Raw genomic sequence first — 14,234 nt, forward strand, 5'->3', positions numbered from 1 at the left:
ATGCCGGGCGACAACCTGAAGTTCGAGGTCGAGCTGATCGCGCCGATCGCCATGGAAGAGAAGCTGCGCTTCGCCATCCGTGAAGGCGGCCGCACGGTTGGGGCGGGTGTCGTCTCCAAGATCATCGAGTGATGATCTTGGACACTTCTGGCGTCGCCGGCGTCGTGTCGAAAATCATCGAGTGATCGGATCACTTCGTGATGCAAGGGCCGCCCCTTTGGGCGGCCCTTCGTCGTTTGCGCTCGGCCCGGCCTTTCCAATCCGCCCGCCGCGGCGTAAGGCTGCGTCATGACCACGCGCGTGAAAATCTGCGGCCTGACCCGGCCCGAGGATGTCGAGGCCTGCCATGCGGCGGGGGCGGCCTATGTCGGGCTCAACTTCTTCGCCAGATCACCACGGTATATCGCACCGCGCGCCGCGCGTGAGCTTGCCCTGGCGGCGCCGGTCGGGCTGGCCAAGGTGGCGCTTACGGTCGATGCCACCGATCCGGAACTGGATGAGATCCTCGATCATGTGCCGCTTGACATGCTGCAATTGCACGGCCGCGAAAGCCCGGCGCGGGTGGCGGAGGTGCGCGCGCGCTACGGGCTGCCGGTGATGAAGGCGGTGGGGCTTTCAGGGGCAGAGGATCTGGCGGCGCTTGGCGCCTATGAGGACGAGGCCGATCAGATCCTGGTCGACGCCAAGCCGCCGCGAGGCGCGCAGTTGCCTGGCGGCAACGGTATCGCCTTCGACTGGCGGCTGATCGCCGACCGGACGTGGAAACGGCCCTGGATGCTTGCCGGTGGCCTGACGCCCGCGAATGTGGCGCAGGCCCTGCGCCTGACCGGGGCGCGACAGGTCGACGTAGCCTCGGGGGTGGAAAGCGCGCCGGGGGTGAAGGACGCCGGGCTGATCCGTGCCTTCGTCACTGCGGCGCGAAGGTGACTACGGCCCCGCGCTTCGGCATGGCGGCGATGACTGGCCGCCGCCCCATGCCGGCGATGCGCGAACGGCTTGGCTTTACGCAGTGCCGCAAGGGCGATAAACGCGTGCTGTAACGCGGGAGAAAGACCATGGCCGACGATCTGATCAATTCCTTCATGTCCGGCCCGGACGAGCAGGGCCGTTTCGGCATCTTCGGCGGCCGCTTCGTGTCCGAGACGCTGATGCCGCTGATCCTGGCGCTGGAGGCCGAATACGAGAAGGCCAAGACCGACCCGACCTTCTGGGCCGAGATGGACGATCTGTGGAAGCATTACGTCGGCCGGCCCAGCCCGCTTTACCACGCCAGCCGCCTGACCGAGCATCTGGGCGGCGCCAAGATCTACCTCAAGCGTGATGAGCTGAACCATACCGGCGCGCACAAGATCAACAATGTGCTTGGTCAGATCATCCTGGCGCGCCGCATGGGCAAGACCCGCATCATCGCCGAGACCGGCGCCGGCCAGCATGGCGTGGCCACGGCGACGGTCTGCGCCAAGTTCGGGCTGAAATGCGTGGTCTACATGGGCGCGCATGATGTCGAACGCCAGGCGCCCAACGTCTTTCGCATGAAGCTTCTGGGGGCCGAGGTGGTCCCCGTCACCTCGGGTCGCGGCACGCTGAAGGACGCCATGAACGATGCGCTGCGCGACTGGGTGACCAACGTGCGCGACACCTTCTACTGCATCGGCACGGTGGCCGGGCCCCATCCCTATCCGGCGATGGTGCGCGATTTCCAGTCGATCATCGGCAAGGAGGTGCGCTGGCAACTGGCCGAGCAGGAGGGCGAAGGCCGCCTGCCCGATACGGTGATCGCCGCGATCGGCGGCGGCTCGAACGCGATGGGGCTGTTCTACCCGTTCCTCGACGACAAGGAGGTGCGGATCATCGGCGTCGAGGCCGGCGGCAAGGGCGTGGACGAGAAGATGCAGCATTGCGCCAGTCTTACCGGCGGTCGGCCCGGCGTGCTGCATGGCAACCGCACCTATCTGCTGCAAGATGACGACGGCCAGATCCTGGAAGGCTTCTCGATCTCGGCCGGGCTCGACTATCCCGGCATCGGGCCAGAGCACGCCTGGCTGCATGACACCGGGCGCGCCGAATATGTCAGCATCACCGATGCCGAGGCGCTGGAGGCGTTCCAGCTGTCGTGCAAGCTGGAGGGAATCATCCCCGCGCTAGAGCCTTCCCATGCTCTTGCCCATGTCATGAAGATCGCGCCGACGCTTCCCAAAGAGCATATCATAGTGATGAACATGTGCGGCAGGGGCGACAAGGACATCTTCACCGTGGCGCGCCACCTTGGGGTAGAGATGAATAGCTAAGCTTTTGATGCGTAATGAAAGAGTCCCCATCGGGTTGGTGAATTCTTGCATCTGCGGCGCATAAACCTAGGTTTATGCGCGTCGTTCATGGGTTTAGTGGGGCTTTCCTAAACCCGTGTGCAATGGTTATCGATAAGTGGGGGCGGGCAACATCACTGTGTCAGGTGGCACGTGTGGTGCTGCCGTCAATTCGGAGAGAGAGACAATGAGGAAGATGCTCCTTGCCGCGACGGCGCTCACCGCCGCGGGCACGTTCGGTACCATGGCGATGGCCAGCGCACCGGCCAACACAGCGACCACAACCACCACCAATACGCCACTCACGGCAACCTCTCAGAATACGGCGATGATGATCGCCGCGAACAATGTCGATCAGCCCCTTTCGATCACCGCGACCGCGAACACGACCTCGGGGACATCCGCGCAATCCTCTACCTCGGGCGACAACGGAACCGCAGCCGACGATTCGCCCGACAGCGCGTCGCACGAGAGCGCGGATGTTTCCAGCTCCAGCTCCGGGCACGAGAGCGCGGATGATTCCGGTTCCAGCTCTGGCCATGCGAGTGGGGATGATTCCGGCAGTGGTGACGATAGCGGCGGCCATGGCGGCGGTGCAGGTGCCGGTGCGGGCGCTGGTGCCGGTGCGGGCGCTGGTGCCGGTGCGGGCGCTGGTGCCGGTGCTGGCGGCGGCGGTGGTGCCGGCGGCGGCGGCGGTGACGGTGGCGATGGCGGCGGCGGGGACGACTGATCCCGCGCAAGACCCTGGGGCCGTCCGTCTTCCCGGACGGCCCTGCAGGACGGAGACGTGATGCTCACGAGACGCAGTTTTCTTGTCACGATCGCCGGTCTGGGCCCGGCCGCCGTCCTTCCCGCCGCCTCCTGGGCCCAAAGCCCCGACTATGCCAAGGAGGTGGAGAAGGAGCTTGCCCGCGAGGGCTTTACCCAGATGACGATTGGGCGCACCTGGTTGGGGCGCATCCATATCCTGGCCAAGAGCAAGACCGCAGTCCGCGAAATCGTCGTCAACCCGCATAACGGCGAAATTCTGCGCGACTACACCACGACGCATGGCACCGGAAAGGCACAGGAGGATATCCTCGGCGAGACCAGGGCAGGCGACGCCCACGGCAGCCACGGCGGCGAAGGCGGTGGGGGTTCCGGTGGCGATGGAGGCTCTGGCGGCGGAGACGGCGGCGGCGATGGCGGAGGCGGCGGCGATGGCGAGTGAGGTCATGCTCTCGCGCGGCGCGGGGCGGCCCCGATGAGCAACAGCTTCGTCATTGCGGCGATCTTGATCGTGCAGGCGCTGTGCACGGTGTTTTTCGTTTCCGAGATCGTGAATTCGGTCTTTGGGCTAAGTGCGGCACCGATCCCCTGGGAAGCTCATGAAATGTTGCAGGTGGGGGCGGCGCTTGGTCTGCTGCTGGGGGTGCTGCTGGGGGCTTTGGCGCTGGCGCGCACCGTGCGGCGCCATGCCCGGGTCGAGCGCCAGTTGCGCGCGGTCTCGATCGCCTTCCTGGACCTGCTGGAAGAGCGATTCGCCGACTGGGGCCTGACCCCGGCGGAACGCGATGTCGCGCTGTTCGCGATCAAGGGGCTGTCGACGGCCGAGATCGCGCAGCTGCGCGAAACCTCGGAAGGCACAGTCAAGGCCCAGACCGCGGCGATCTACCGGAAGGCGGGGGTCAGCGGCCGCTCGCAGCTGTTGAGCCTGTTCATCGAGGACATGCTGGCCGAGGACGGCCCGCGCGGCCCCGCTGCGACACCTCAGTCGGCGGCGTAGCGACGCAGGATATCCAGCGGCACCACGTCCAGCGTCCGGCGGTGGGTGGCGGACAGGTGCACCTGCGGGGCCGCGCCTTCCTCATGCGCCTGCAGGAAACGCGCGGCGCAAAGGCACCACCGGTCGCCCGGCTTGAGACCCGCGAAGCCGAAATGCGGCTGCGGGGTGGACAGGTCGTTGCCCAGATATTTCGACATCGCCAGGAATTCCGCCGTCATCACGGCGCAGACGGTATGCAGTCCGCGGTCCGCGGGGCCGGTGTCGCAGCAACCGTTGCGGAAGAACCCGGTCAACGGGTCTGCCGAACAGGACTCCAGCGGCAGCCCCAGGACGTTGAGCGATGGTTCCATCATGGCATGATCTCCTGCGCGGTGGGGGTGCCACGGCCGCGGGCCCCTGGTCTTTCCGGGGATCTCCCCGACCGCCAGCATACACGCCGCGCCCGCAGGTCACAGGCCCGAATCGCAGCACGGTCACCCCGGGCGACGCCGCGTGGACAGGTTTTCCCCCCCGTGCTAAGGGGCGCCATGCGTCTGATGGGCCTTGTCATTCACCTGCCCCGCGCCACCGCCCGGCGGCCGGTGGCCGAGGCCCTGCGCGCCGCCTGCGGTGTGCCTTGCGATCTGCTTGAGGCCTGCGATGGCGCGGCGCTGCCCGCCGAGGCGCTGGCCGCGGCCTACCGTCCCGACCTTCTGCGCCCGCGCTATCCCTTCGCGCTGCGCGCGGCCGAGATCGGCTGTTTCCTCAGCCACCGGGCCGCCTGGCAGCGGCTGATCGACAGCGACGCCGAGGCGCTGGCGCTGTTCGAGGACGACATGGTGCTTGATCCGGCCGCCTTCGCCCCCGCGCTGACCCTGGCGCAGCGTCATGTGGCGCGGATGGGCTATGTGCAGTTCCAGACCCGTCCCGTCGCGGGCGATCCGGTCGACGCCGAGGGGTCGGCGCGTCTTTTCCGCCCCACAATCACGCCGCTGCGGGCCTCGGGCCAACTGATCCACCGCGACTGTGCGCATCGGCTGCTGGATCTGACCGCGCCGTTCGACCGGCCGATCGACACGTTCGTGCAGATGCACTGGCACACCGGGCTGAGGCCCGGAGCGATCCATCCGGCGGGGCTGCGCGACGTGGCGGCCACGGCGGGGGGCAGCACCATTTCCCAGCGCAAGAGCCTGGCCGACCGTCTGGCGCGGGAATGGAAGCGCGGCCGCTACCGCGCGGCGGTGCGCCGGTTGTCGGAGGCAGCGCGATGATCTGGACGCGGCTGCACGGCGGCATGGGCAACCAGCTTTTCCAATACGCGGCGGGCCGGGCGCTTGCGGCGCGGCTGGGGGCAGAGCTTGCGATCGACGAACGCGCGCTGGCGGTGAAGGGCAACCGCCCCTGCCGGCGGCATTTCGCCTGGACCGGCCGCACCGATGCGCCCCTGCCACCGGCCAAGCATGAGGGCCTTCTGCGCTATGGCCTGTGGCGTCTTGCCGGCCGCAACCCGCGCTTCCAGCGCGAACGCGGCCTGGGCTACAACCCGGCATTCGAAAGCTGGGGCGACGGCACCTATCTGCACGGCTACTGGCAATCCGAGCGCTACTTCGCGCCGATCGCCAAGACCCTGCGGCGCGAGCTTGAGATGCTGACCCCGCCAAGCCCCCGCAACGCCGAGATGGCGGCGCGGATCGCGGCCTGCGACACGGCGGTGTCGCTGCATGTGCGGCGCGGCGACTACCTTGCGCATGCCGCCCACGCGACCTGCACCGAGGCCTATTACCGCGCCGCGCTGGCACGGGTGGCCCGGGCCGCCGGGGTTCACCCGACCGTCTTCGTCTTCTCCGACGATCCGGATTGGGCCAAGGCCAACCTGCCGCTGCCCTACGACAAGGTGGTGATCGACTTCAACGGCCCCGAGGCGGATTACGAGGATCTGCGCCTCATGAGCCTGTGCCGCCACAACGTGATCGCCAATTCCTCGTTCTCGTGGTGGGCGGCCTGGCTGAACCGCAACCCGCAGAAGGTTGTGGCGGGGCCGGTGGCCTGGTTCGGCGATCCGAAGCTTTCGAACCCCGATATCCTGCCCGAGCGCTGGCTGCGGGTGGCCGGCTAGGCGCAAAGGCTGCGGGGGCTTGGCAAGGCCCCGGCGCGCGCTTATGCGATGGGCATGACCGCCGCGCCAGACGAGACCGCCATCGCGATCCTGCCCTATGGGGTGAAACCCGGACGGGCCCTGGCCGCGATGCCGCTGGACAGGCTCAACTGGCCGCTTGGACGTCCGGCGCGGCTGGTCGCGGGGCGGGTCCGCGACCTGGGGCCGCGCGATCATCTGCTGCTGTATCCCTCGGGGCGGCTCTGGCTGCCTTTTGCCGCGCCCGGGGTGAAGGCGAGGCTGTCGTTGATGATCGTCGAGCCGGAGGCCCTGCATGCCCGCCACATGGCCAAGGCCCGGCGCCATCATCGCCGCTTCCACCGGATTCTTACCTGTAATCCGGGTCTTCTGGCGGCGATTCCAAATGGGCTCGATTTCGTCTTCGGCTCCACCTGGGTGCCCGAATGGCGCGAAACCGACCTGACCAAGACCGGGATGCTTTCGCTGATCGCCTCGGGCAAGCGCGACCTGCCGGGCCACAAGCTGCGCCACGAGATGGTGGACTGGCTGCGCGCCGGCGGTGGCGCGGCGGATGTGATGGGCGGCGGCTATGTGCCGTTCGAGCGCAAGTCCGAGGGCCTTGCGCCCTATCGCTATTCGCTGGTCATCGAGAACGTGCGCGAGCGCGGATATTTCACCGAAAAGCTGGTGGATGCGCTGCTGTGCCGGACTCTGCCGATATATTGGGGCGCGCCCGATATCGCCAACTACTTCGACCCCGCTGGCATGATTCTGTGCGAAAATCGGGCCCAGATGGAAGCCGCCGTGCGCGCGATGTCCGAGGCCGATTACAATGCGCGCGCCGACGCGTTGACCGCGAACCAGGCCCGCGCCGCTAAGTTCGCCGACACCGAAAACCGCGCCGCCCGGGCAGTCGCCGGGTCCCTCTGACGGCGCGCGTTTGAAATGCATAAAATTACACGCAATGCGTTCATTGGTTTACGACCTGTTAACCTTTGGCGTGCAATGTGCTTCTTGCGAATGAGGCGAAGTTACGATGGACGAAGATTTGTTCTCTTCCCCCACACCCTTCACCCCACCCACCACGGAAGAAGACAGATTATCGTGGCTGCGTCTCATTCGCTCCCATAGGGTAGGGCCGACAACCTTTCACAGATTGCTGGCCGAACATGGCGGGGCGCAGGCGGCGCTTGCGGCGCTGCCTGACGTGGCCCGCGCGGCTGGCGTGACAACATATCGCCCGGTGACGATCGACGAGGCCGGCGCCGAGATGGACGCGGCCCGCAGGGTCGGGGCGCGGATGCTTTGCTGGGGCGCGCCGGACTATCCCGTTGCACTGATGGACCTGCCCGACGCACCGCCGGTGCTGTGGGCGATCGGCGATCTGGCAAGGCTGACACAGCCTTTGGTGGCGTTGGTCGGGGCGCGCAACGCCTCTAGCCTGGGGCTGCGCATGGCGCGCCGTCTGGCCGCGGCGCTGGGCGAGGCCGGTTTCGGCATTGTTTCGGGACTGGCGCGCGGCATCGACGCGGCGGCGCATGAGGCCGCGCTGCCAAGCGGTACGGTGGCGGTACAGGCGGGTGGGGTGGACGTGATCTATCCGCGGGAAAACGGTGACCTGGCGCGCGAGATCGCGGCGCGCGGCTGTCGGCTGTCGGAACAGCCGATCGGCGCGGCGCCCCAGGCGCGGCATTTCCCGACGCGCAACCGCCTGGTTTCGGGCCTGGCGCGGGTGGTGGTCGTGGTCGAGGCCGCGACACGCTCGGGAAGTCTGATGACGGCGCGCGCGGCGCTTGATCAGGGGCGCGAAGTTCTGGCGGTGCCCGGGCATCCGTTCGATGCGCGCGCCGGTGGCTGCAACCAGTTGATTCGCGATGGCGCGACGCTGGTGCGCGGCGCCGAGGACGTGCTGGAACTGCTGGCCCCCGCACTGGCCGACGCGCACCGGGCCGCGCGGCTTGGCGTCGCGGATGCGGATCGCGGGGCTGAGTCGCGCCCGGCGGCCAAACGCGACGGCGACGGCACGGGCGGCGGCGACGGTGTCGGCGGCGAGGGCGGGCGCATACCGCATCCGCGCCCTCCGCGCCCCGCCAACCCGGAGCTACGCGAAGCTGCCGCGCTGCACCGCGCGATCCTCGATCGGCTCGGCCCCAGCCCGGTCGCCGAGGATCAGTTGATCCGCGACCTGGCGCTGCCGGCGGCGCAGATCGCCCCCGAACTTCTGACGCTGGAGCTGGAAGGCCGGGTGCAGCGCCAGCCCGGCGGGTTGCTTTCCCGCATGAACTGAGTGTGACATCCTGCGGATCGGCACCCGGTACGGCGCCGGCATGGCCCGCGCAATATGCCCCCGTCGCCTGGCGATCGGTGCCGAAGCGCCAGGCAAAGGCGGCGATATCGGGCGGCCGAAGGGCGGATCACACAGGCTTTGACCGCGATCCATTGACATTCCGGCCCCATGCCCCCCATCTAACGCCGCCCCTCACCGGGAATTCATGCAGAGGTTTTCATGGCAGTCGTCGTCGTCGAGTCCCCCGCCAAGGCCAAGACAATCAACAAGTATCTGGGCCCCGGCTATACGGTTCTCGCCTCCTACGGCCATGTCCGCGACCTGCCGCCGAAGGACGGTTCGGTCGACACGGACCATGATTTCGAGATGAAATGGGAGGTGGCGAGTGACAGCAAGAAACATGTCCGCGCCATCACCGAGGCGCTGAAATCCGACGATGAGCTGATCCTCGCCACCGACCCCGACCGCGAGGGCGAGGCGATTTCCTGGCATCTGCAGGAGGCGCTGTCCAAGGCGCTGAAGAAGGGCAAGTCGGTCAAGCGGGTCACCTTCAACGCGATCACCAAATCCGCCGTCACCGAGGCGATGAAGGCCCCCCGCGAAGTGGATATGGAACTGGTCGAGGCCTACCTGGCCCGCCGCGCGCTGGATTACCTGGTGGGTTTCAACCTGTCGCCCGTCCTGTGGCGCAAGCTGCCGGGGGCGAAATCGGCGGGCCGGGTGCAATCGGTCTGCCTGCGCCTGATCGTCGAGCGCGAGATGGAGATAGAGGCCTTCCGCGCCAGGGAATACTGGACCGTCACCGCCAAGCTGGCCACGCCCCGCGGCCAGGAATATGACGCACGCCTGACGGTGCTGGGCGGCAAGAAGCTGGAAAAGTTCGACATCCCCACGACCGAGGCCGCGGAACTGGCCGTCCAGGCGGTCACTTCGCGCGATCTCAAGGTGGCCTCGGTCGAGGCCAAGCCGGCGACGCGCAACCCCTCGGCGCCGTTCATGACCTCGACCCTTCAGCAAGAGGCCAGCCGCAAGTTCGGCATGGGCGCGCGTCAGACGATGTCGGCGGCACAGCGGCTTTATGAGGCCGGTCATATCACCTACATGCGGACCGACGGCATCGATATGGCGCCCGAGGCCGTTATGGCCGCGCGCGACCAGATCAAGGCCAGCTGGGGCGACAGATATGTGCCCAGCAGTCCGCGGATGTACAAGAACAAGGCCAAGAACGCGCAGGAAGCGCATGAATGCATTCGTCCCACCGACATGTCTGCCTCGCCCGATCGCCTGCGCATCCATGATGCCGATCAGCGCAAGCTCTACGATCTGATCTGGAAGCGGACCATCGCCAGCCAGATGGCGGCGGCCCAGTTCGAGCGCACCACGGTCGATATCGCCTCGGCCGATGGTCAGGTCGGCCTGCGTGCCACCGGCCAGGTCGTCACCTTCGACGGCTTCCTCAAGGTCTATGAGGAAGGCCGCGACGACGACGGCGACGAGGATGCAAACCGCCTGCCGCAGATCAGCGAGGGCGAGGCCGCCGAGAAGCGCGCGATCACGCCCGAGCAGCATTTCACCCAGCCGCCGCCGCGCTATACCGAGGCCTCGCTGGTCAAGCGGATGGAAGAACTGGGCATCGGCCGCCCCTCGACCTATGCCTCGATCATCACCACGATCCAGGATCGCGAATACGTCCGCAAGGAAAAGAACCGCCTGATCCCCGAGGACAAGGGCCGGCTGGTGACGGTGTTCCTGACCAACTATTTCCGCCGCTATGTCGAATACGATTTCACCGCCGATCTCGAGGCGCAGCTTGACGACATTTCGGACGGCCAGCGCGACTACAAGGAGGTGCTGGCGCATTTCTGGCGCGATTTCTCGGCCGCGATCGCCGAGACGGCGGATCTGCGCATCGGCGAGGTGCTAGACAAGATCGACGAGGTGCTGGCGCCCCATCTGTACCCCGCGCGCGAGGACGGGTCGGATCCGCGCGTCTGCCCGCTCTGCGGCGCCGGGCGGCTGCATTTGAAGACGGCGCGCTCGGGCGGGGCCTTCATCGGCTGTGGCAATTATCCCGAATGCCGCTACACGCGCCCGATCTCGGCCCCCGGCGGCGACGATGGCGCGGCGGCGATGGACGGCAAGGTGTTGGGCCAGGACGCGGCGGGAAATGACATCTCGCTGCGCAACGGCCGCTTCGGCCCCTATGTCCAGCGCGGCGAGGCGACGGAGGAGCAGCCCAAGCCCGACCGCGCCTCGTTGCCCAAGGGCTGGGCGCCGGGCGATCTGACGCTGGAGCGTGCGCTGGAGCTTCTCGCGCTGCCCCGTCCGATCGGCCCGCACCCAGAGGATGGCGAACTGGTCGAGGCCGGCGTCGGCCGCTATGGCCCCTATGTCAAGCACGGCCGCGTCTACGCGAACCTTCCCGATGTGGAAGAGGTCTTCACCATCGGCATGAACCGCGCGGTCGAGGTGCTGGCCCAGAAGGCCGCGCGCGGCGGTCGCGGCGCGGCGGCCAAACCCTTGAAGGAATTGGGTGATCACCCCGATGGCGGCGCGATCAGCGTGATGCCTGGCCGCTATGGCCCCTATGTGAAATGGGAAAAGGTCAACGCGACTCTGCCCAAGGGGATGGAGCCCGAGGCGGTGACGCTGGAAGAGGCCGTGCAGCTGGTCAATGAAAAGGCGTCCAAGGGCGGCAAGAAGAAAGCCGCTCCGAAGAAGGTCGCGGCGAAGAAACCTGCAGCCAAAAAGACGGCGGCAAAGAAGACGGCGGCCAAGAAGACCACCGCCACGAAGTCCACCAAGAAGGCTGCGGAATAGACCCGTGGCGGGCGGTGCTGGGGCGGTGACCAATGGCGACGTGCCATGCACCGCGCCGCGCTCTGGCAGCACGCTGCCCTGCGGTCTCTTGAAAGCCCCCGGGCGCACCGGCGCGCCCGACAGCTATTTCTCTCTCCCCGCGACCAACGCCTAATGGGCGGCGGAATAGGGGCTTGCCCTGCCCAGGTCATGGGCGAAGCCGCGTTCGAGCGCGCCTATCTCGCCGCCGCGCGCCGGGCAGACGGGGCGGTGCGCCACTTTGTGGCCTCCGCCAGATGTAGGAATGGCTTGGCGCCCTGATGGCCATGCGTGGCCGGCGGCTCCCTGGCCAGCTCTCCGAACGCGCACGGCTCTGTCCCGGCCTCAGGCCGCCGAGCCGCCCACCGTCAGCCCGCCGATCAACAGCGTCGGCTGACCTACGCCCACCGGCACCCATTGCCCGGCCTTGCCGCAATTGCCGACGCCCGGATCCAGGGCCATGTCGTTGCCGATCGCGCGGATATGCTGCATCGCGGTCGGGCCGTCGCCGATCAGCGTCGCGCCCTTCACCGGCGCGCCGAGACGGCCGTTCTTCACCCGGTAGGCCTCGGTGCAGGAGAACACGAACTTGCCGTTGGTGATGTCCACCTGCCCGCCGCCGAAGCCCACGGCATAGATCCCGTCTTTGACCTCGGCCACGATCTGCTCGGGGCTGGCGTCGCCGCCCAGCATGTAGGTATTGGTCATCCGCGGCATCGGTATATGGGCATAGCTTTCGCGCCGCCCGTTGCCGGTGGGTTTCACCCCCATTAGCCGGGCGTTCTGGCGATCCTGCATGTAGCCCACCAGCACCCCGTCCTCGATCAGCACATTCCTGCCCGAGGGCGTGCCCTCGTCATCCACTGTCAGGCTGCCGCGCCGGTCCGGGATCGTGCCGTCGTCCAGTATGGTCACGCCCTTGGCCGCCACCTGCTGGCCCATCAATCCCGCAAAGGCAGAGGATTTCTTGCGGTTGAAATCGCCCTCCAGCCCGTGGCCCACGGCCTCATGCAGCAAGACGCCGGGCCAGCCCGACCCCAGCGCCACATCCATCACGCCCGCCGGCGCGGGTTCGGCGCGCAAGTTCACCAGCGCGATGCGCAACGCTTCCTTCGCGGTTTCCTGCCAGGCGTCGCTTGCGATCAACCCGGTCAGGCCGACGCGCCCGCCACCCCCGGCGCTGCCGCTTTCGCGGCGGCCATTCTCTTCGACGATGACCGCGACATTCAGTCGCGCCATCGGTCGGATGTCGGAAACGATGCTCCCTTCCGGGCGCAGGATCACCACCTCTTGCAACGAGGCCGCCAGCGTCGCCGAGACCTGAACCACGCGGCGGTCCAACGCCCGGGCGTAGGCGTCGATCTCGCGCAGCGTGTCGATCTTCACGCCAAAGCCGGCATCCGCCATCGGGTCGTGGTCGGTGTAGAGGCGGCGGTTGGTGGGCTGCGGCGCATCGGCCATCACCCCGCCGCCATCGCCCACCGCCAGGCGCGCGGTTTCCGCCGCGCGCGCCAGCGCGCTTTCGGTCAGATAGGTGGAATGGGCATAGCCCGCCACCTCTCCGCGCACGGCACGCAGGCCGAAACCCTCGGAGGCGTCATAACTGGCGTTGCGGATGCGCCCGTCGTCCAGAACCAGCGCCTCGGACCGGCGGCGTTCAAGGAACAGTTCACCGTCGTCGGCGCCGGCGGTCGCCGCGCGCAGATGGGCCAGCGCGCGGCCCTCATCCAGATCGGTCTCGAATGGGCGGAAAACATCCTGAGTCATGTGAATGGGCTTAGCACGTCTTTGATCTGGATCAACGGGCGCTGTTTTGCCGCGCCAGTTTTTCTTGTCGATTCCCGCGCAATGTGCTTCACATTTTTGAGAAACAGACGGGAGCGCGCCCCGCGCGCCTCGACAAGCGGGTGTCAACGCCGCGGCAAAACATGGGAACACAGAATGCGCATCACGACCACTTTCGCGGGCGTCGCTACCCTGTCCGCCTCGCTTCTCGCCGCCGCTGCCGCGAGTGCCCAACAGCTTGAATTCATGGGTCAGCCGAAAGCTGGCGGTATCGGCTTTCAGGGCGCCGCCTCGTCGGTGGCGCATGATCTGCAATGGCTTGACGGCATGATGATGGTGATCATGACCGCGATCGTCGTCTTCGTCACCGTGCTGTTACTCTATGTGATCTATCGCTTCCGGGCGGGCTCCAACCCGACGCCCGCGCGCTTTACCCACAACACCCCGCTCGAGATCGCCTGGACATTGATCCCCGTGGTGATCCTGGTGACGATCGGGGCCTTCTCGCTGCCGACCCTCTTCAAGGAGATGGAGATCCCCAAGGCCGACGTGACCATCAAGGTGACCGGCAACCAGTGGTTCTGGAGCTATCAGTACCCCGACGAGAAGATCGTGTTCGACAGCTACATGATCGGCAGCCCGGCGACGATCGACGACAGCGACGGGCCCGACATCAAGCCCTTCGTGCTGAACGCCGCGATGGAGGCCAAGCTGAAGAAGGCGGGCTATGGCCGCGACCAATGGCTTCTGGCGGTCGATCATCCGGTGGTGGTGCCGGTGGGCAAGATCGTGGTGCTGAACATCACCGGTGCCGACGTGATCCATTCCTTCGCGCTGCCCGCCTTCGGCGTAAAGCAGGACGCGGTTCCCGGCCGCCTGGCGCAGGCCTGGTTCAAGGCGGACAAGGAAGGTATCTATTTCGGCCAGTGCTCGGAGCTTTGCGGCAAGGATCACGCCTTCATGCCGATCGAGATCCGGGTGGTCAGCCAGCCTGAATACGAGGCCTGGCTTGCCAAGGCCAAACAGCAGTTCGCGGATGCGGGTGCGACCGATGCGCCTGTTCCGGGGCGGGGTGGTAACAAACCCGCGATCCGCGTAGCGTTGCGATAGGGATGGGAGTAGGGGAATGCGTGGATTCCCCTGACTTCCGGCGAGGAC

The 14,234-nt window shown here is 67.1% G+C and carries 15 protein-coding genes; 13 read left to right on the forward strand and 2 right to left on the reverse strand.

All coding sequences use genetic code 11. The features are described from left to right. The 6 genes from BLV97_RS09705 to BLV97_RS09730 form a co-directional block, all read left to right on the forward strand. Nucleotides 1–132 (forward strand): EF-Tu C-terminal domain-related protein (locus BLV97_RS09705; RefSeq protein WP_483063685.1); only part of this gene is annotated, 132 nt, incomplete at its 5' end. 156 nt (nt 133–288) lie between these two features. Beyond that, entirely contained in the window at nt 289–927 is a 639-nt protein-coding gene (locus BLV97_RS09710) for a phosphoribosylanthranilate isomerase (RefSeq protein ID WP_035845114.1), read from the forward strand. A 128-nt stretch (nt 928–1,055) separates the two neighbouring features. Continuing rightward, on the forward strand, nt 1,056–2,288 hold the full coding sequence (gene trpB, locus BLV97_RS09715; protein ID WP_035845117.1) for a tryptophan synthase subunit beta: 1,233 nt from the start codon (nt 1,056–1,058) through the stop codon (nt 2,286–2,288). Nucleotides 2,289–2,857: 569 nt separating this feature from the next. Continuing rightward, nucleotides 2,858–3,097 (forward strand): hypothetical protein, encoded by a 240-nt coding sequence (locus BLV97_RS21175; protein WP_176992646.1) that lies wholly within the window; start codon nt 2,858–2,860, stop codon nt 3,095–3,097. Then, nucleotides 3,097–3,516: a hypothetical protein gene (locus tag BLV97_RS09725; protein WP_035845118.1), complete on the forward strand. Its 420-nt coding sequence runs from the start codon at nt 3,097–3,099 to the stop codon at nt 3,514–3,516. Before BLV97_RS21175 ends, BLV97_RS09725 begins: the two co-directional genes overlap by 1 nt. Before the next feature lie 33 nt (nt 3,517–3,549). Next, on the forward strand, nt 3,550–4,071 hold the full coding sequence (locus tag BLV97_RS09730; protein ID WP_035845120.1) for a helix-turn-helix transcriptional regulator: 522 nt from the start codon (nt 3,550–3,552) through the stop codon (nt 4,069–4,071). Here the strand turns inward: BLV97_RS09730 and BLV97_RS09735 are convergent. Continuing rightward, complete coding sequence (locus BLV97_RS09735) at nt 4,056–4,424, reverse strand: DUF2237 family protein (protein WP_035845122.1); 369 nt, start codon at nt 4,422–4,424, stop codon at nt 4,056–4,058. The genes BLV97_RS09730 and BLV97_RS09735 overlap by 16 nt on opposite strands. Before the next feature lie 174 nt (nt 4,425–4,598). On the opposite strand from BLV97_RS09735, the gene BLV97_RS09740 reads away from it, so the two are divergent. The 6 genes from BLV97_RS09740 to BLV97_RS21955 all read left to right on the forward strand — a co-directional run bounded on the left by BLV97_RS09740 (nt 4,599) and on the right by BLV97_RS21955 (nt 11,427). Further along, nucleotides 4,599–5,321: a glycosyltransferase family 25 protein gene (locus BLV97_RS09740; RefSeq protein ID WP_035845123.1), complete on the forward strand. Its 723-nt coding sequence runs from the start codon at nt 4,599–4,601 to the stop codon at nt 5,319–5,321. After that, nucleotides 5,318–6,166: an alpha-1,2-fucosyltransferase gene (locus BLV97_RS09745; protein WP_035845146.1), complete on the forward strand. Its 849-nt coding sequence runs from the start codon at nt 5,318–5,320 to the stop codon at nt 6,164–6,166. The genes BLV97_RS09740 and BLV97_RS09745 overlap by 4 nt, the downstream gene beginning before the upstream one ends. Before the next feature lie 54 nt (nt 6,167–6,220). After that, the gene (locus BLV97_RS09750; protein ID WP_051646215.1) at nt 6,221–7,096 is read left to right on the forward strand and encodes a glycosyltransferase family 10 fucosyltransferase; all 876 of its coding nucleotides are present in this window, start codon (nt 6,221–6,223) and stop codon (nt 7,094–7,096) included. Between the two features lie 106 nt (nt 7,097–7,202). Beyond that, the gene (gene dprA / locus BLV97_RS09755; RefSeq protein ID WP_081825146.1) at nt 7,203–8,453 is read left to right on the forward strand and encodes a DNA-processing protein DprA; all 1,251 of its coding nucleotides are present in this window, start codon (nt 7,203–7,205) and stop codon (nt 8,451–8,453) included. Nucleotides 8,454–8,672: 219 nt separating this feature from the next. Continuing rightward, nucleotides 8,673–11,273, forward strand: coding sequence for a type I DNA topoisomerase (gene topA / locus BLV97_RS09760; RefSeq protein ID WP_035845126.1), 2,601 nt, complete (start codon nt 8,673–8,675; stop codon nt 11,271–11,273). 40 nt (nt 11,274–11,313) lie between these two features. After that, nucleotides 11,314–11,427: a Stf0 family sulfotransferase gene (locus BLV97_RS21955; RefSeq protein ID WP_373296455.1), complete on the forward strand. Its 114-nt coding sequence runs from the start codon at nt 11,314–11,316 to the stop codon at nt 11,425–11,427. A 209-nt stretch (nt 11,428–11,636) separates the two neighbouring features. Here BLV97_RS21955 and tldD read toward each other — a convergent pair whose 3' ends face one another. After that, nucleotides 11,637–13,058, reverse strand: a complete 1,422-nt coding sequence (gene tldD, locus BLV97_RS09765; RefSeq protein ID WP_035845127.1) for a metalloprotease TldD — start codon at nt 13,056–13,058, stop codon at nt 11,637–11,639. A 174-nt stretch (nt 13,059–13,232) separates the two neighbouring features. On the opposite strand from tldD, the gene coxB reads away from it, so the two are divergent. Beyond that, the gene (coxB, locus tag BLV97_RS09770) at nt 13,233–14,186 is read left to right on the forward strand and encodes a cytochrome c oxidase subunit II (RefSeq protein WP_081825147.1); all 954 of its coding nucleotides are present in this window, start codon (nt 13,233–13,235) and stop codon (nt 14,184–14,186) included. Nucleotides 14,187–14,234: the final 48 nt, after the last annotated feature.

The sequence above is a fragment of the Allgaiera indica genome, from assembly GCF_900106675.1.
GTDB lineage: Bacteria > Pseudomonadota > Alphaproteobacteria > Rhodobacterales > Rhodobacteraceae > Acidimangrovimonas > Acidimangrovimonas indica.

What these genes read in the sequence shown, in the direction of transcription:
- BLV97_RS09710 (WP_035845114.1), top strand. Translation starts at nt 289, where the DNA reads ATGACCACGCGCGTGAAAATCTGCGGCCTGACCCGGCCCGAGGATGTC.
- trpB (WP_035845117.1), top strand. Translation starts at nt 1,056, where the DNA reads ATGGCCGACGATCTGATCAATTCCTTCATGTCCGGCCCGGACGAGCAG.
- BLV97_RS21175 (WP_176992646.1), top strand. Translation starts at nt 2,858, where the DNA reads ATGATTCCGGCAGTGGTGACGATAGCGGCGGCCATGGCGGCGGTGCAG.
- BLV97_RS09725 (WP_035845118.1), top strand. Translation starts at nt 3,097, where the DNA reads ATGCTCACGAGACGCAGTTTTCTTGTCACGATCGCCGGTCTGGGCCCG.
- BLV97_RS09730 (WP_035845120.1), top strand. Translation starts at nt 3,550, where the DNA reads ATGAGCAACAGCTTCGTCATTGCGGCGATCTTGATCGTGCAGGCGCTG.
- BLV97_RS09735 (WP_035845122.1), bottom strand. Translation starts at nt 4,424, where the DNA reads ATGATGGAACCATCGCTCAACGTCCTGGGGCTGCCGCTGGAGTCCTGT.
- BLV97_RS09740 (WP_035845123.1), top strand. Translation starts at nt 4,599, where the DNA reads ATGCGTCTGATGGGCCTTGTCATTCACCTGCCCCGCGCCACCGCCCGG.
- BLV97_RS09745 (WP_035845146.1), top strand. Translation starts at nt 5,318, where the DNA reads ATGATCTGGACGCGGCTGCACGGCGGCATGGGCAACCAGCTTTTCCAA.
- BLV97_RS09750 (WP_051646215.1), top strand. Translation starts at nt 6,221, where the DNA reads ATGACCGCCGCGCCAGACGAGACCGCCATCGCGATCCTGCCCTATGGG.
- dprA (WP_081825146.1), top strand. Translation starts at nt 7,203, where the DNA reads ATGGACGAAGATTTGTTCTCTTCCCCCACACCCTTCACCCCACCCACC.
- topA (WP_035845126.1), top strand. Translation starts at nt 8,673, where the DNA reads ATGGCAGTCGTCGTCGTCGAGTCCCCCGCCAAGGCCAAGACAATCAAC.
- tldD (WP_035845127.1), bottom strand. Translation starts at nt 13,058, where the DNA reads ATGACTCAGGATGTTTTCCGCCCATTCGAGACCGATCTGGATGAGGGC.
- coxB (WP_081825147.1), top strand. Translation starts at nt 13,233, where the DNA reads ATGCGCATCACGACCACTTTCGCGGGCGTCGCTACCCTGTCCGCCTCG.